10 protein-coding genes are annotated in these 18,137 nt (G+C 54.0%); 2 read left to right on the top strand and 8 right to left on the bottom strand.

What is annotated here, in order from left to right; all coding sequences use genetic code 11:
* Positions 1-114: 114 nt before the first annotated feature.
* The gene (locus CA264_RS03040; RefSeq protein ID WP_237151166.1) at positions 115-2,397 is read left to right on the top strand and encodes a LamG-like jellyroll fold domain-containing protein; all 2,283 of its coding nucleotides are present in this window, start codon (positions 115-117) and stop codon (positions 2,395-2,397) included.
* A gap of 209 nt (positions 2,398-2,606) precedes the next feature.
* Positions 2,607-6,152: a PQQ-dependent sugar dehydrogenase gene (locus CA264_RS03045; protein ID WP_051364292.1), complete on the top strand. Its 3,546-nt coding sequence runs from the start codon at positions 2,607-2,609 to the stop codon at positions 6,150-6,152.
* Between the two features lie 82 nt (positions 6,153-6,234).
* On the opposite strand, the gene CA264_RS03050 is transcribed toward CA264_RS03045, so the two are convergent.
* The 8 genes from CA264_RS03050 to CA264_RS03085 all read right to left on the bottom strand — a co-directional run bounded on the left by CA264_RS03050 (position 6,235) and on the right by CA264_RS03085 (position 18,112).
* On the bottom strand, positions 6,235-9,078 hold the full coding sequence (locus tag CA264_RS03050; RefSeq protein WP_084196138.1) for a PA14 domain-containing protein: 2,844 nt from the start codon (positions 9,076-9,078) through the stop codon (positions 6,235-6,237).
* Between the two features lie 613 nt (positions 9,079-9,691).
* Positions 9,692-10,939, bottom strand: a complete 1,248-nt coding sequence (locus tag CA264_RS03055; protein ID WP_025604482.1) for a hypothetical protein — start codon at positions 10,937-10,939, stop codon at positions 9,692-9,694.
* Complete coding sequence (locus tag CA264_RS03060; RefSeq protein WP_025604483.1) at positions 10,940-11,779, bottom strand: glycosyltransferase family 2 protein; 840 nt, start codon at positions 11,777-11,779, stop codon at positions 10,940-10,942.
* Between the two features lie 12 nt (positions 11,780-11,791).
* Positions 11,792-13,039, bottom strand: a complete 1,248-nt coding sequence (locus tag CA264_RS03065) for a glycosyltransferase family 4 protein (protein ID WP_025604484.1) — start codon at positions 13,037-13,039, stop codon at positions 11,792-11,794.
* Positions 13,036-13,971: a hypothetical protein gene (locus CA264_RS03070; protein WP_051364293.1), complete on the bottom strand. Its 936-nt coding sequence runs from the start codon at positions 13,969-13,971 to the stop codon at positions 13,036-13,038. The genes CA264_RS03065 and CA264_RS03070 overlap by 4 nt, the downstream gene beginning before the upstream one ends.
* A gap of 40 nt (positions 13,972-14,011) precedes the next feature.
* Positions 14,012-15,328, bottom strand: a complete 1,317-nt coding sequence (locus CA264_RS03075; protein ID WP_025604488.1) for an O-antigen ligase family protein — start codon at positions 15,326-15,328, stop codon at positions 14,012-14,014.
* A gap of 20 nt (positions 15,329-15,348) precedes the next feature.
* The gene (locus tag CA264_RS03080) at positions 15,349-16,554 is read right to left on the bottom strand and encodes a glycosyltransferase family 4 protein (protein WP_025604490.1); all 1,206 of its coding nucleotides are present in this window, start codon (positions 16,552-16,554) and stop codon (positions 15,349-15,351) included.
* Between the two features lie 10 nt (positions 16,555-16,564).
* On the bottom strand, positions 16,565-18,112 hold the full coding sequence (locus CA264_RS03085) for a lipopolysaccharide biosynthesis protein (RefSeq protein WP_025604492.1): 1,548 nt from the start codon (positions 18,110-18,112) through the stop codon (positions 16,565-16,567).
* Between the last annotated feature and the right edge of the window lie 25 nt (positions 18,113-18,137).

Genomic DNA, 18,137 nt, shown 5'->3' on the forward strand with positions numbered 1-18,137 from the left:
CACCCCTGTAAGCCAGTTACTTAGCCCTTAACGGCTTGCTTCTCCAGCGTGTGCCAGTGGTTGCTCCCGCAGGGGAGCCTGCTTTTGGGCGTGTTTCTCAACAGAACAGAATCCATGACATATTCCTACCCTTTACATACTTCGCTGACAGGCAAGAGCTCATGGCGCGCTTTCCTTTGGCCGCTGCTGCTGGTGCTTTTCTGTTGCATGGCAGCCCCTGCGGCAGTGGCGCAGGCCTCCTGCCCCGATGGTTTGGTGCACTATTTCGGACTGGACGAAAATGCCTCCGGCACCTATACCGACTACGCCTCTTCTGCCACGGCCTCCTGTACCAGCTGCCCTTCGCCAGCTGCCGGCCTTTTCTCCGGCGCCCAGGCGTTTGCCGGCGGCCGGGGAGGGCTGTCGGTTGCTGAGGTGCAGCATTTTGAGTGGGGCCCGAACAGTAGCTTCACCATGGAGCTATGGATGAAAGCCAGCGGCTCCTCCTCCGAAAACCAGGTATTCATCGGCCGAGATGCAAAGGATTCCGATATGCTGTGGTGGGTGGGCATGAGCACAAACGGGCATCCGCAGTTCGAGCTTTATGACCGGGGCCACGGTGGCTTCAGTATCGTGGGGGAAGATACACAGATCAATGACGGGGAGTGGCACCACATCGCTGTCGTGCGCGACGGCCGCCTGCGCCTGAACAAGCTGTACGTGGATGGCTACACCGTCGGCACCTTTCAATACGACTATACCGACAACTTCGAAAGCAGTTCTCCGGTTAACATCGGTTTTCTGGACCTGAACAACGGGTTTGGGTACAAAGGGCTACTGGATGAGGTAATGGTGTACAACAGGGCGCTCTCCGAAGCCGAGATGCGCCAGCGCTACAGCAACGGGGCCGGCAGCTACTGCGGGCCGCAGCAGGTAAAGCCGGTAATTATGTCGGAGGCGGTAACGCACGGCGTGGTGGGGCAGGAGTATCAGTATGATGTAAAGGCGGTGGGCAACCCGCGCCCTGCCTTTGCGCTGGCAGAGGCACCGGCTGGGATGCGCATCAACAGTACAACCGGGGAGATCCGCTGGGTGCCAGACACAGAAGGCAAGTATAAGGTAAGCGTAACGGCCACCAACAGCGCCGGATCCGACAGGCAGGACCTCACGGTGGAGGTCAAAAAAAGCCTTGGGGAGAAGGTGGGGCTGCTGCACCACTGGATGCTGCACGAAATCAGCGGCACCCGCTACCAGGACTTCTATACCCCATACTTTGCGGCCAGCAGCGATGCCTCACGGCCGAAGCCCGTGAACGGCGTGGTGTCTGGCGGGCAGCAGTTCGACGGGCAGGACGACGGCCTGAACGTGGACGAGAGCTACAACTTCGACTGGGAATCCGATGAGAACTTTAGTATCGAGCTGTGGCTGCGCAGCAACGGCAGCACCTCCGGCAACCGCGTGCTGATCGGCCGCGACGCCAAGGACTCCGAGGCACACTGGTGGATAGGCTTGGATGGGGAAGGGCGCGCCGGCTTTCAGCTCCTGGACCTGGAGTGGCAAGGCATCTTTGTAGGCGGCAGCGGCCCGAAGCTAAACGACGACAAGTGGCACCAGATCGTGGCCGTCCGGAACGGTGGCTCCGGCCTCACAGAGCTGTACGTGGATGGCGCGAAGGTCACAAGCGGTACCCATAGCTACAGCAGTGGCTTTGCCAGCAGGTCGCCGGTGAACATCGGCTACCTCAACGACGGTGGCGGCTATCATTACGAAGGCATACTGGACGAGGTAAAGCTGTTTGGGAGGGTGCTTTCGGCCGCAGAAATAGCAGACCGCTTCAACAGTGTGTACGATGCCATTACGGAGCTGGTACGGTTTGAGGGCGAGTACAACGGCGGCTCCACGTTTCTGACCTGGGAAACGGTTGCAGAGGCCAACCTGTCGCACTTCGAGGTGGAGCGCGCGCCGGACATGGAGACATTCGAAAAGCTGGGTGAGGTGGAGGCCGCAGGCAACAGTAACAACCCCCTTGCCTATAAATTTACAGATATAGCCCCGCTGCCGGAGAGGAGCTACTACAGGCTTAAAATCGTGAAGGAGGATGGCAAGTACACCTACTCCAACATCATTATGGTCGAGAACAGGGGGCCGTCGGCTACCTTCTTTAAGGTTTACCCAAACCCCGTGATAGAAGGAGAGGTAACGGCTGAGCTTTCAAACCTGCCGGCGGGCGAGGAGGTGATGTTCTTTGTATCGGATCTGCGTGGGCGCAGGCTCCTGCAGAAGCAGGTGCAGGTGGATGACTATGGGCAACTGGTTGTGCTCGTGCCGATTACGGACGAGTACAGGCAGGGGATTTATACTTTAACCGTTGTGTCGAGCAAGCGTGTGATTAGCCGCAAGTTAATGGTGCGCCGGTAAGCGCTGCGTTCCCTTGGAGGAGAGCTGGTGTTTAAACTTGAAAATCAATCTTTATAGATAGAACTATAGCACTATTTGCTCGTATCTAAATCAACTGCAGCTTCTTCTCTAACCTTGGCTGTGCAAATGCAATTGATGCTGAAGAGGCCTTCCCCCCCCAAAGGCAGCCTCTTTCACGACCCTAACATGTTTAACAATTTTGATCTCTTATGAAAAAGCTTTACAAAGCGCGGGGAACTAATCCTCTGCTCTTGAAGTACAGGCATGCTTATCCCAACTCATGCAATCTCATTTTTACGATACTCCTTACCTGTGTACTTAGCCTTGGCTTTAGCACGCCGCGCGCCCTGGCACAACCTACGGGCTTTGTGGAAGAGCAGGTGGGCGAAGATTGGGATGCCGCCGTGGGCATGGCCTTCTCCGACGACGGCGACCGCATGTATGTGTGGGAAAAGGCCGGAAAAGTATGGATCGTGGAGGACGGCGAAAAGCTGGAGGAGCCGCTACTCGATATTTCCGAGGAAGTAGGCAACTGGGGCGATCACGGCCTGCTTGGCTTTGCCCTTGACCCGAACTTCAAAAGCAACCGCTACATTTACCTGCTGTACGTAGTGGACCGCCACCACCTGCTGCACTACGGCACGGGTAGCTATAACCCGAACAGCAATGAGTACAACAACGCCACCATAGGCCGTGTAACCCGTTATCAGGTTCGTGAGGATGGCCTGACCACCGACATGGGAAGCCGTAAGGTGCTGCTCGGCGAGAGCGTTTCGACGGGTATTCCAATTATGTACGTGTCGCATGGCGTTGGCTCCCTGGTGTTTGGGGAGGATGGCTCACTGCTGGTTTCTGCCGGAGACGGCGCAACGGCCAATGGCCAGGACACCGGCTGGAAAGAAGGCGTGCCGACCGATAACTTTGTAGAGCAGGCCCTGCAGGACGGAATTCTGACACAGGTAAACAACGTGGGCGCTTTCCGGGCGCAGCAGGTAAATTCCCTGAACGGTAAAATCATGCGCATTGACCCTGCCACAGGAAACGGCCTGCCCTCCAACCCCTTTTACAACAGCGCCAACCCGCGTGCCGCTGAGTCGCGGGTGTGGGAACTTGGCCTGCGCAACCCGTTCCGCTTCACGATACGCCCGGGCACAGGCGGGGGCGACAACCCCGGAGATCTCTACATTGGCGATGTGGGCTGGCAAAACTGGGAGGAAATCAATGTAGCCACGGAAGGAGGGCTTAACTTTGGCTGGCCGCTCTACGAAGGGCTTGAGAAGCAGACAAACTACTATGACGGCACTCCTCTGCTTACGCCGAATATCGCAAACCCGCTGTATGGGCAGGCTAATTGCGAAAAAGAAACCTACATGTTCCTAGAGCTCATTGCCCAGCCTAAAGCCTCGGGGAGGCCGTACTTTGGCCACTACTGCGACTGGAACACGCCTATCCCTGACAACGTGCATACTTTTGTGCATGCCAGGCCAGCCATCGACTGGGCCAACGCCGCTATCACAGACAAAGAAACGCCGGTGGCTGTCACCAGAACAGGCACTTTCAATGGCGAAGATGCCGCAGTGGTGAACGTAGGAGAGCCTGGGTCTCCGGTAACAGGGGAGCCATTCTACGGTAGTTCTTCCACAGGAGGTATCTGGTACACAGGCAGCAACATGCCGGCAGAATACCAGAACTCATACTTCTTCGGCGACTACGGTGCCGGTTGGATCAAGGTGCTCAAGTTCGACGAGAACAACAAGCCCACGGCCATTCAGAACTTTATTGATGAAGGGGCCACGGTAACGGCTTTCTCCATGAACCCGGCCACAGAAGAGCTGTACTACATCAACTACGGCTCACAGATCATGAAAGTGTCTTATTACGACGGCAATACCCCTCCAAAAGCTGTTGCCGAGGCAGACAAACTCTATGGAGCAAGCCCGCTTACGGTAAACTTCACCGGTAGCAACTCAACCGATCCGGAAGGCCAGAACCTGACCTACTCCTGGAACTTCGGCGATGGCTCTGCTGCGGTAACCGAGGCAAATCCCAGCCACACCTTTACAGCTGAGGAGGCCAAAACATTTACTGTTACCCTCACTGTGACAGATTCCGAAGGCCTGTCCTCCAGAAACAAACTTGAAATTACCGTTAACAACACACCGCCGGTTGTAAACATTGTAAGCCCTGCGGAAAATGTGCAGTACCCAATGAACCAGCTCAGCACCTATGACCTGCGTGCCGAGGTAACCGATGAGGAGGATGCCGATGAGGCCCTGGCGTATGAGTGGCAGGTGGCGCTACACCACAACACGCACTCTCACCCTGAGCCGGTTGATACGAAGCACGAGACCTCTGCCACTGTAGCTGCAGTAGGCTGCGACGGAGATACTTACTTTTACCGCTTCAGCTTGAAGGTAACAGATACGGGAGGGCTTTCTTCCTCGGATTATGTGGACGTTTACCCGGACTGCAGCGGCGGCATTGTGTCAGCCATTTCCCTGGCGTCTCCGGCAGACGGCGAATCGTTTGGGGTAGGGGACCCGATAGAGCTTTCGTCCGACTTTGCGGATGCCTCGCGCGATTGGCAAATGGTAGAGTACTTTGAGGGCTCTAACCTAATCGCCACCGTCGATGCCAGTCCGTTTAGCTACACCTGGACCAATGCGACGGAAGGCACCTACACCATCACGGCGAAGGCAACGGATACGGACGGGCACAGTGTGACCTCTGAGGCGATCATGGTGAAAGTCGGAGACGGTGGCGTTGCCAACCTGTCGGACTGCTTGCCTGGCCTGATACATTACTTCGAGATGGATGAGACGGAAGAAGGTGCCTATACAGACATTGCTACCTCGGCCAAAGCTGTATGCCAGACCTGCCCTGAGCCGGTAAGCGACGGCTTCTTTGAAGGGGCCCAGCGTTTTAACGGAACTGATTCAGGCATCGACTATAACCAGGTTTCTACCTTTAACTGGCCTGCAAACGGAAGCTTCAGCATTGGCTTCTGGATGAGAAGCAGCGCAACTGACTTGGGTAACATGGTGATTGTAGGCCGTGACGCCACTGACACCGATTCGGGAGTGCACTGGTGGATTGGGGTGGATAAGAGTGGCCATGCCGCTTTCGCGCTCAAGGATGCTGCGCATGCCGGTGTTGAGTTCGGAGGCACCGGCCCTCAGATAAACGACGGTAACTGGCACTACATTATGGCCATGCGCGATGGCGAGAGCAACATGAACAGGCTCTACGTGGACGGCGAGATGTTGCATGAGCAGCAGGTGCAGTACGCCAACGACTTTGTGGATGACGCAGCCGTGAACATTGGTTACCTGGACCGTTCCCCGTACTTCCACTATGCCGGCGACGTGGATGAGGTTAAAGTATACAGCAGAGCCATTACAGCCGAAGAGGTAGCAACTAACTTTAACGGCGGCAGCGGTACGTACTGCGGTCAGGCCCCGCTTGGCATCACCGATAACGAAACCTTTACAGGCACATTCGAAGTGTTCCCGAACCCAACGCCTGGGCAGCAGCTCAACATCTTTGCATCCGAGCTATTGCCTGGTGAGGAAGCAGACATCACCTTGATAGACATTACAGGTAAAACTGTGCTGAAACAAAAGGTGACTGCAAGTCCGGAGGGGGTTATTCGGGTTACGGTAACGCCTAACAGCGAGCTAAGTACCGGGTTATACAACCTCCTGCTGTTCTCAAAAGAAAGAAAACTGAGCCGCAAGGTGATGGTAGCCAGGTAACTGAGCTGCAGCTAGAAAATAAAAAGGCCCTGCAAATATTTGCAGGGCCTTTTCTTTGGCTATAAAGTTGAATGTTGCTCTTTTACTCTTTGATGATCTTAATGCTGTCTGTGTTACCAGCCTTGTCTGTATACTTCAGGATGTACATGCCTGATTTCAGGTTGGCAAGGTCGATAGACAGTTTGTTGTTTACCAGTGTCAGCTTTGTCTCTTCGTACACTACGCTGCCTGTCTGGCTAAGCACCACTACTTCCTGCAGCTCTACCTTCTTGTCGGCAAAGTCCAGCGTTACCACATCACGGAATGGGTTAGGGTAAGCTGAGGTCTGTGTGAAGAACGGAGTAGAGTCTGTTATTTCAGAAGTCTGCATGGCAGAGATGCTCTGGAAAGACTCTCCGAACGGAGACAGTCTGTTGCCAGCGATCGGAGCCTCTTTGGCGCCGCTAGGCAGCTGCCATGCCACGGCCATGTTGTCTCCGCCTGCTCCCTCTACGTGCAGTGCCTCGATGTAGTAGCGCTTTCCTGCCTCCAGTGTCACCTTCACCGACTGCTGCGTCGGGTACTTTGTCCACTCGCGCGGGTTTGTCCAGCCGTTCACGTGGGCCAGCTGCTTTTTGGCGGCAGGGTCCTCGGAGGTGCTCAGGTAAAGGGCGGCGTGGTTGTCGCCTGCGATCCAGAAAGTGTACTGGCCGCTCTCCGGTGCCGTTACGTAGCCGCGGATGCGCTGGCCGTAGTTGTCGCCCACGTTAGAAGGGGCCTCGAACAGGGTCAGCTCCTTGGTGCTGCTCGGGGTGGTGTTCACCGGCACGTCGTTCAGGCTTTCGCTCTGCACACCTTTCCAGTGCTCCAGCACAATCTTGCCTGCAGGAACTAAAGGTGCTACCGTTTCAGGGGCTTTGCTTCCAAAAACAGACAGTCTGTTGCCGGCGATCGGAGCCTCTTTGGCGCCGCTAGGCAGCTGCCATGCCACGGCTATGTTGTCGCCGCCTGCTCCCTCTACGTGCAGTGCCTCGATGTAGTAGCGCTTTCCTGCCTCCAGTGTCACCTTCACCGACTGCTGCGTCGGGTACTTTGTCCACTCGCGCGGGTTTGTCCAGCCGTTCACGTGGGCCAGCTGCTTTTTGGCGGCAGGGTCCTCGGAGGTGCTCAGGTAAAGGGCGGCGTGGTTGTCGCCTGCGATCCAGAAAGTGTACTGGCCGCTCTCCGGCGCCGTTACGTAGCCGCGGATGCGCTGGCCGTAGTTGTCGCCCACGTTAGAAGGGGCCTCGAACAGGGTCAGCTCCTTGGTGCTGCTCGGGGTGGCGTTCACCGGCACGTCGTTCAGGCTTTCGCTCTGCACACCTTTCCAGTGCTCCAGCACAATCTTGCCTGAGCCAGTTGATGAAGTGCTTTCTGTCGGTGGTGTCTGGGAAACCGGGGCTTCCACTGGCTCCGTAACAGCTGCTTTTGTCACTGCTATACCTACTGGTGAAGACGTTTTTGAAGCGCCTTTGCTGTCGTAAGCTTTTGCTGTCAGGGAGTAAGTTCCTGCTGCTGCGTTGTTCCAAGTGTAGCTGAAAGGTGCGCTGGTGTCTTCGCCCAGCTTAACAGTGCCTTGGTAGAACTCCACTTTCGTTACAGAGCCGTCCGCGTCGGTTGCGTTGGCCTGAATCACGATAGAAGCACCTTGTGTAACTGAAGCGTTGTTTGTAGGAGTCGTGATGGCTACAGAAGGAGCCTGGTTAGCTGGGGCAGGGGTGGCAGAGCCATTAGGGCCAAGCACGATCCCGTTCTTGCTCAGCTTAGACTGCCATGCAGCAAACTCATCTTTCTCCATCTGCTTCGATATGCTGCCTGGCAGAAAGTTGTTGCTCTTAAAGTCAGCGTCTTCAGCTACCGAAACGTCGTTACGGTTGTTGGTATAGCCCCAGGCCATAACACCTACCACGTTGTTGTCTACAGAGTTAGAGAACGTAGTGTTCTTCTTGTAGTAGTCTTTGCTCCAGAACCCGGAAGTATACATGTTGTACTTTGAGCCATTGTCGAAAGTAGCTGCGTTCAGGGCTCTGTTGTGGTGGTAGCGGATGTTGTTACCACCGGCAATACCCATAGAGTAGTTGCCAAGGCCAACCAGCTGGTTGTCGTGTGCCTCAATGTAAGCAGGGCACGAATTGATGTCTCCATCACCGTCAGTGATGATGCCGCCACCAGAGTAAGACTTGCTCTCTGCCTGTACAGGGTAAGCGCCTTCGATGTAGTTGTTGTGGATTTTGATCGGGGAAGACTGCGTACCTCTGGAGTTGTGAATGTTGATGTTGTCTTCAACAGCAGAGTTGTTCGGAGTGTTGATCACCTGGTTCCAGGCAACCTCTGCATGGCTGATCGGCTTACGGAAGTTGAACTGCACGAACTGGGCAAAGGTTGTTCCTCCATAAACACGGCCATCAATGTTCTTCGCTACGTTATAGCGGATTTTGATAGTTTCTGAAGAAGTACCGTTACCCTCATAGCTCTGGCCAATATAGATACCTGCTGTATTCTCCATGTAGCAGTTCTCAACCACTACGCTTTTGAAAACGTCAATACCCAGGAAGCGACGCGCTTTCTTATAATCGGTGTAAGGTGTTGGCGCAAGACCGTAGCCGTTTGTGTGGCGTACAATCAGGTTGATTCTGTTGCCTAAGCTTCTGATAAGTGGACCGGCTCCGCGAATGTTAGAGTATTCAATAACAACTGGCTCGCTGGTTCTAATCTCAATTGCGGCTACATCAGAGTTTCTCGACTCCCAGTTTCCCTTGTAGGTACCACCCTTGGTAATTACTAAAGGACCGCTGTAGGTTTGTGCATTTACCGTAGCAGGAAGAAGCACGAACAAAATGTAGGCGAAAAGCTGAGCGATAATAACTCGACCGGCCCTCCTGTTCAGGTTAGAGGTTAGTGAATTCATTTCCTTTGGCTAAAAGTTGAGAATTTAGATTTTTTTATGTTTTGTTTTCTGGTGAAACCCCGTCGTTACCTTTGGCTTTAGCTCCGAATTCAGGGTTTTGTCTTAATTTGTTCTCCACATCTAAGTGGCTCTGTAGAGTTAATGTGTTCATATATTGACCGTTGCAAATATAGATACGAAATTTTTACAAATCATAACCCGCCGTTAAAATTTCTATAAAAAATTATATGCTCCTTGAAATTATGTAATTGATATCTTATGTTAAATATGGGTTTTGAGCTTGTATGAAGGGTTTTTCGCCTGCTTCGTCCGTGAAATATAATTTGTTTTCACGTTACGTTTATATTGCACAATATGGGTAAAAGCGTGGAATTTATACACACATTTGCGGTGTAAGTGCAATGCGGTGTACAAAGTAGAGTTCTAGGTATGATTTGAAAAGTGCAGTTTTATAGCTAAAGCAAAATATAGCTATATTTTAATTAAAAACAGACTGGTATTTGTACTTTTCAAGTGTGGAAACTTTCCACACTTTCAATATGAGGTCTAAAAGAACGCCCTGAGGGGGCAGAAGTGGGGTGAAAATTCCACAATGTGTGGATGTTGTCCTGTGTTATGGGTGCTGCTGTGGGCCAATTGTAAGGGCCTGGCTTCGGAGTTTCTCCTGCCATAGCTTGTACTCCTGCTGCTCCAGGCTTTTAGTGACGCTGTCGGGCAGCACATCGTTGGCATATTCAGCCGCAGCGGCAAAGGTGCTGTCGAAAATCTCGTTGCGCCAGGTGCGGTCTTTGCCCAGCACGGCCAGTGTGTTATGGTGCATGCTGTTGGCGAAGGTGTTCTGCATCTTATAGTAGTCCTTTGCCCATATACCGCCAGTCCAGAAGTGGTAAGGCTTACCGTCGTTGAACACGGCGGCCACGACAGCCCGGTTGTGGTGCATTTCGATATGGTTGCCCCCGGCTATACCCAGGCAGTAGTTGCCAAGGCCCACCAACTGGTTGTCGTACACCTGCACGTAAGCGGTTGACGTCAGGGAGTCAGTGCCCGGAGAGTCGGTGAGGATGCCACCACCGGAGTACTGCTCTAAGTGCAGCGGGTAGGGGAAAGCGCCTTCGATGTAATTGTTGTGGATGCGGATGGGGGCGTGTGGCGCTCCGCGGGAGTTGTAGATGTTGATGTTGTCCTCCACGGCAGAGGCCCCGGGGGTATTGATTACCTCATTCCAGGCGATTTCGGCGTAAGGAACCTCGCCACGGTAGTTAAACTGCACAAACTGCGCGATGGCTTTGCCCTGGTACACCTGCCCGTTAATATCGCGCACCTTGTTATACCTGATCTTTATACTTTGACCCGGGGAGCCGTTTCCGGTATACTCCACACCGAGGTAGATGCCGGCCGTTTTCTCCATATAGCAATGCTCCACCACGACATTCGAAAAAACATCTACCGCCAGAAAGCGGCGCGGCTTTTTATAGCTGCTGTACGGGGTGGGCGGGAGCCCGAAGCCTTTGGTGTGGCGCACGGTGACGTTGGCGCCGTAGCCCTGGCTAAGAATCAGGAAGCCGGCCCCGCGTATGTTGGCATGCTCAATAACCACGGGCTCCTTCGTCCGGATTTCCACGGCGGCCACGTCCGAGTCTTTAGACTCCCAGTTGCCGCTGTAGGTTCCTCCCTTGGTGATGATAAGAGGGCCTTCGTAGTTGGCAGAGGCTGCCTTGGGAGAGAAGGGAAGGGCTCTTAGGAGGGCAAACAGCGCTAAAGAAAACAGAAGGGCAGGTATAAAGTACAACCAGCCCTTGCCGGTTCTCAGCAGGAGGCTGTGGTGGCGAGGGCTGGTCGGTATACTTGTGCCTAGTTGCATTTATTTTAGCATATAGCCAAAAATCCTGCGGGCATAGCCGTTTGCCAGGTAGTACGGTATATAGGGAGGAGGGCAGTTTTTGAGCGTGAAGCGGGTGAAGTCGCGCAGGTTGCCGCCGCCCTTGATGTCGAACAGGTGCTTGTAGAAGTTGTTAAACGACTTGCTCTGCCGGTTCTTACGCTCACCGCTTTCCTCCGGGTAAGTATAAAGCTTGGCATCGTAGTTTACGTACAGCTCAAAGCCGTTGCGCAGGGCGGTGTGTGTAAAGTCGTAGTCGGCCACATAGTGCGGGAACTGGTCCTGGTCTAGCAGGCCGATCTTCTCAAACACCGCGCGTGGGATCAGCAGGCCGCGACCCGGCAGCTGCGACACGGCGTGCAGCCCTACCTGCTGCTCCTTTGGCAGCTCCTGCAGCAGGTGGCGTACTTTGTTCAGCTTAAAGTCCACGATTTCACCGCCAAAGGCAGGTTCGCGGGTGCCGGCGTCCATCTCGAGTGCTCCGATAACGGCCTGCGGCTTCTGCGCTATCCATTTATAGGTGTTCTCGATGTAGTCTTCGGCTACTTCCAGGTCGTTGTTCAGCGTCATGACGTAGTCGGCGCCTAGCTGCAGGGCGTGTTTAATGCCCATGTTTACGCTGGCGGTCCAGAACAGGCTGCCGTCGCCGAAGAGAATCTCCACCTCCGGGAACTCCTCGCGCAGCATATCGGCGGTGCCGTCGGTGGAGCCGTCGTCCACCACAATCACTTTATAGTTTTGGTTGGTGCCGCGCTGCAGGGAGAGCAGGCACTCTTTGGTAAAGTTCTTTCTGTTGAAAACAGGTATAACAATGTATAGCATATGCAATAAGGGCTAATGTTCAATGGTAAGCTCGGCAGGCTGAGCCTGGGTATACTTACTGTAAAACTCGTTGATGTGTTGTGTTTTCACCGTCCAGGTCTGGGACTTGGAAAACTGGTAGCCTGCCATGCCCATCTGGCGGCGCAGCAGCGGCTGGTCGTGCAGTTTTTCCACGGCGGCTGCTACGTCTTTCACGGTTTGGGCTGCAGTGGTGACAGGCACTTTTATACCCGCATCGTCCGGCACGAGGTTCTTGCCCCCGTGCAGGTCAAGGGTAACGATGGGCAGGCCGTAAGCCATAGCCTCCAGGAACTGCGCGGCGCTGGAGTCGCGCAGGCTGCAGAACAGGAAGAGGTCGCTCTGGGTGTAGGCGCGCTTCACCTCATCCCAGGGTACCTGGCCTTTCCACTTCACCTTGTCGTGCAGGTTGTATTCTTTTATCCAGCGGGGGACGTAATCGCGCATCTGGCCGTCACCAAGTATGGTTAGCTCAAACTTTACATCGGGCCGCACTTTGCTGAGCGCCTCCAGCACCAGCGGCAGGCCTTTGCGGGCAAACAGGCGGCCCACCCACAGGATCTTCAGCGGCTCGTCGGGGATGCGCTCCGGGTACGCCTCCGGGTAAAAGTCCTCCGGCAGGCTTGTGTCCAAGAACATCTTCGGGTTGAGGGCGCCGATGCGCTGGGCCATGTCATAGGTGTCCTGGTTGGTGGTGAGCACGAGCGAGGCGTGGCGCATGGCCTTGCGGGCGTTCGGGTTCAGGGCCAGCAGCAGCTCGCTGATCACCTTACGCATGACCTCCGTTCTCCATCCGCTGTAGAAGTACTTTTTAAGTGCTTTTGGGGCCTCCTGGCCGCCTCCGGTTGGCCCGAAGATGAGCGGTTTGTTCAGGCGCCACAGTGCCGTGCCCATTTGCAGGCTGCCTATGGTTACGTGGTGCACCAGGTCGAAGTCCACTGTTCTGTCCAGCTCCTTTGCCACCTGGTACGCCCGGTGCTGCCAGTACATGTAGTGCGGGTAAAAGCCCAGGTGGTACTCAAAGGCTTTATCAATCCAGGCGGGCAGCTCCACAAACACCATGTGCAGGTTGGGCAGCGCAAGCCTCTCCACTTCCTTCTCAATGCTCTCCCTGCCTTCTACGGTGGTGAGGCACCACACTTCGTGGCCGAGCTTGGCTGTGTTCAGCGCCCAGTTCCAGCCGTTGCCCAGCTCCGTGCCGCGGTGCGGCTCACAAGCATATGCTGATAGAAGAAGTTTCATAGGCTAAAGCTGAATAGGGCTTTTAACTTGGCGCTCGCTTTGTCGCGCATCATTTTGTTAAAGTTGCGGCGGTCCGACTCCACATCCCGGATCACGAACTTCGGGTGGCGCAGCGGGAAGTCTATCTCCTGCTCGTGCACCTGCGCTTTTTTGTCGTGCAGGTTAAAGGTGTGGGTGGCATCCTCGCCAAACCCGATGTTGCGCACCAGGTTTACCTCCGGCACAATGCAGAGGCCGGAGTTACTGTATACGGTAAATTCCCACTGATAATCCCACACATCCCCTTTCTGGATGTTGGTGAAGGTTTCCTCCAGCTTGCTTAGCCTGTACTGCTCCTCCAGCTTGTTCAGGAAGATGCCGTTAAGGTAGCCCTTCTGCTTCAGCTCCGGGTAGCTGCCCAGGTGAAAGTCGTAGAGTTGCCAGGCGCGGCGCCAGGTAGCCCAGCCCCAGCTGTTCACCTTGTCGGAAAAGTAGTAGGAGTAGTCGGAGTCGCGGCGCCAGCCGTCCAGGTAGTTGTTGCCGCTGATGTGCATCACGCGGGTGTCGTATTTATACTTCTCCAGCAGCTCCTGGCAGAACCAGAAGAAGCTCCGGGACGGGATGCAGTCGTCTTCGAGTATAATGCCGTACTCCTCGTGCTCAAAAAGCCAGGAGATGGAGCGGGAGGGAGCCACGCCGCAGCCCAGGTTCTGCTCCTGGAACAGCGTCTTCACCTCGCAGTCCCAGTCCACCTGCTCTACGATCCTGCGGGTCTCGGCGCAGCGCTCGGCATCGGTGCCCACGTGCGGGCGCGGGCCGTCGGCGGCCACGTAGAGCTTCTTGGGCTTTACCTGCCGGATGCGGTCGAATACTTGCTGTGTGGTATGGGCGCGGTTAAATATAATTAGCAACACCGGGGTGTGCAGTGGTTCTTGCGGTATAGAGGTACTCATACAAGTGTAAGGGTTAAGATATATACTTGTACTGCTATTCTTAGTAGGAAGTTACCGTGTGATTTGAACTAGTTTTTGTACTTCGAAGGGACTGCAGCTTTTTCTTCCGGCGCCGTGCCGATTCCAGTATAAACGAGTGGGTCTCCGGCTGTTGCTCCATGTAGGCCAAGGCCAGGCCCAGGAAGGCGTAGAAGAAAAAAGGCAGGATGTAGGAGATGCCGTATACAAAGCCGCTGGTTATAAAAGCAAGTATAACGATCTGCTTCTCATCAAGCGATTTGCGCGTAAAGCCCTTTTTTACAGCGTATATCTGCATCATCATAAACATCGCCATGCCTACAAAGCCAATGTAAAACAGGACGTCTACATAAAAGCTGTGGAAGTGGTGGCCGTTGCCGTCCTCAAAGACAGGTGCGTCAATATCATCGCGGTAAAACTGGATGGGCAGCTCAAATCCTTCGAAGCGCATGCCCATCAGGAAGTTGTCCTGGATAAAGGGCAGGTACGACAAGAACTGGTTGTACCTCCACCCGCCGGTGCCCTGCTCACTGGCGTTCTCAATATCAGAAAAGTTCTCCTGTATTTTTGTGATGATTTCGGGATGGGTGGAGAACAGGAAGGCGCTGCTCACAATGCCGAGCACAACCATAACGAACGCAATAGGAATGAGCTTGCCGAAGTTTACCGGCTTGGAGGCCTTGAACTTCACCAGGTACACATACACTGCCATGATACCCGTCATACAAACCCATATGGTCCTGTGTTGAAAGAATATGATGGCAAAGACCACTAAAAAGCTCATCATCAGGTTATAGGCGCCGCCCTCGAACAGGTATTTGCTGGCAAAGTACAGGAACGGTATCACGATCATGTACATGGTACTGGCATTTACGCCCCTTTCATGGTTTGTGAAAGAGGCTATGCTAAGGGCTTCGGGGTGGATGAGGACAATATTTAGTACAAAGCCGATCAGTATGATGTTGATAATATGCCGGAGCTGCAGGTAATCGTTGTTTTTGTAAAATGTGTAAATGAAAAACACAAAGTAGAACAGCAGGAGCCGCTGAAACACGTGAGGATAAATTAAGAAGCTGCTGTACTTGTAGTACGACTCCAAAATCATCCCGAACAGGTAAATCGTGACCAGCACGAACACAAACCGCATGAAAGGAGACATGGTCTTAAAGCGGTAGACGCTGTAGAGGAAAGCCACACCTGTGTTCAGCTTCACCAAAACGTTAAGTATGGCGCCCAGCGTGTTTTCATTATCTCCGGAAATCAACTCCAGGTACATCGGGTCAAGGAACATGACCATGAGTAGCGGAATTGTGAATATGACACTGTAGTTTATCTTCATGTTATCGGATGCGATCTTGTTCAGGTGTTAAACAGATAACCCTCAGCTTTCTCTTTGGCTAACATAGGAGGATACGTATTCCCTATGTTAAGGATCGACTTGAATATGTCCAGGTGCTTGTTGATCACGACTTCCTCAGAGAAGTTTGCTTTGGCAAAAGCGTTTGCCTTTTTAGCAACCTGCCCGGATAGCTCCCGGTCAAGCAAGAGCTTCTCCACTGCAGTAGCCATAGCTGCTGCCGATGTCACATCGCACAGTACGCCTGCATCGCCGTGGTTTAGCAGGTACGGCACAAAACCGCTGCGTTTGCCCCCAACCACCGGGGTGTGCGCCAGCATAGACTCCAGCACGGCCATCCCGAACGACTCCTCGACCGATGGGTGCAAAAGCACCTTTGCCTTAGCCATGTGCTGCATAAGCTCTGCCTGCGAAGCCGGCCCCAGGAACCGCACACCCTCCTGGAGGTTATGCTGTTGGGCGTATTGCTGCGCCGCCCCCCCCGGTTCCATGTCTACACCCAGTAAATGGTACTCCAGCTCCGGGAACTTCTCTCTTAGCCTGGCGAAGGCATGAAGCGCTTTCGGAATGCCCTTCCGCTTGGTGAACCCGTTTACAACTGATGTTATATAGTTTTCCTTGGGTGTGCCTTCCGGTATCAGCTGGCCTAGGTGCGGCGAGAAAAAGTTATTGATCACAACCGCCTTCTTTTTGCTGCTGGCAGAAAGGTTGCGGAAGGTATAGGCCGAGTTGGCCACAAGCCACTGCGCCTTGTGCAACACGACGACATTCATGAGGTAGCGCACCAACCTGAACATGTCTGGCTGGTTCAGCAGAATCTTAAAGGCGTTGTCGTGTACGCTCACAACCGTAGGGATGCCGCTCTCGATGGCGGCCCAGGCGTACTCATAGGTCCAGTAGGCATAGATGACGTCAGACGGGTTTTGGCGTATGATAGCCTCAAGCTGCTCCCGCTCAAACTTGAAGAATCTTCTGCCGGGCTGCGGCTTGGTTGGGCAGATGCACAGTGTTACCTGTTTGCTGCGTATTACTGTTGGCTCGGTTAGCTCACCGGAGTTTGTGTACACAACTACATGGTGCCCCCTCTTTATAAGTCCGTTTATAAAGTGGGATACCAATGGGAAAGCGTTAGTGGAGGGGATAGGCGCATTTCCAAAGTCACACTCCAACAAATCAATATCTACCGGTCCTGAAACTCCAATAACCATAAGCTAAATTTTATCCTTCTGTACTGTTGATGACAGTTTTCCTGTATTTTGAAATAAGCCTGCCGTAATAACTGGTCGGGTTTTCGTCTATCCCAAGCTTAGACAGAAGCGTGTTGATCTGACTCTTGAGCGTCTTGTGCGGGAAGAACAGTGTCAGGGCTATAAAGAGAACAGCCCCCGTGGCGATTTGGGCCCCCAGGACAAGCACATGCGAGAGGCCCGCCCCCCTAAGCACTGTACTAAGCGCATAAATTGCAGCCGCTATTATCAGGCCGTTTACTAGCCCCGGTATGTATACCTGCAGCTGCCTTGTGTAGCTGAGCTTTAAGATGCGGTTAAGCACCGTTTGGTAAAAGAGGATACGGACCAGCTCCCCGGCAAGTATGGCAAAGGCAAAGCCTACCAGGCCGTACTGCCTGAGAAGAAAGAAGAAGCCTGTGATCACACCTATAAACACCAGGGTGAGCACGATTTTTAGGTTGAGGACGGCCTTGGCGTCACACACAATGCCGGCAAACATGGTGATAAAGCTTAGCGGTATAGCCAGGCAAAGCACCTGGAGCACAGGAATTGAGTCGCCCCACTGGTCGCCTAAAAGGATGTACACCACTTCGGGCGCCGCCACCAGCAAACCCAGGCAGGTGGGTATGATAATGGTCGCCAGCAGAGTGGTGCTGGAAATATAGGCGTTTGCCAGCTTTGAAGTTTCTGCCTGCAACTTGCTGAACGACGGAAAGATGACGCGACTGATGGTGCGGGTAAGCATGTACATCGGCAGGTTCACCAGCCGGTGCGCTCTGTCGTAGATACCAAGTTTGTACGGCCCCAGTGTTTTACCGATCAGGATGGTTGCCATGTCCTGGCTAAGGAACTCCAGGAAACTGATGACGGACATCTTGCTGCCATAGTTAAACAGCGGCTTGTAAGACTCCCACTTGAAAAGGGGCAGGATGCTGTGCCTTGCTATAAAGTAAGCCCCCAGGGCCACCAGTGCCGCCTGGGTAAGTGTGGCGATCACAAGGCTCCAGACACCGTAATCCAGGTACGCCAGTATGATCCCGACCCCCAGGTAAGAGATAACATACGAAAGCGTCTCCACAATGCTCAGCTCCTTAAAGCGCATGTTGCGCTCACACAAACTAGAGGCTGTTGAAGACAAGCCGCCTATGAGCAGCGCCAGGGACATGAGGCGTACTATAGGGGTCACTTGCTCGCTGGCATACACTTCGTTTTCGAAAAACAGCGTGGCAAAGGGAGCCAGCACCCATATTAAGACCGTGAAGGCGAGCCCAAGAAGCGCTGATGAGGTAAAGGCTGCCCGGATGTTTTCCTCCGTCAGCTCATCTTTCTGAATAATGGCCTGCGACAGGCCCAGGTGGGCAAAGTAGCTTCCGAACCGCAGGATAACCCCGGCAATGGCCACCAGACCGAAAGCCTCCGGGGCCAGCAGGCGCGCCATAGCCGACGTGTAGCCGATCTGCATGACTGCGTTGGCTATGGTAGAGACCGATCCCCACTTCAGGCCGCTGACAGCTTTGGAGGCTAAATTTTTACTCATCTGTGATACGGTAAGATAGTAGCAG

The sequence above is a fragment of the Pontibacter actiniarum genome (assembly GCF_003585765.1).
GTDB classification, from domain to species: domain Bacteria; phylum Bacteroidota; class Bacteroidia; order Cytophagales; family Hymenobacteraceae; genus Pontibacter; species Pontibacter actiniarum.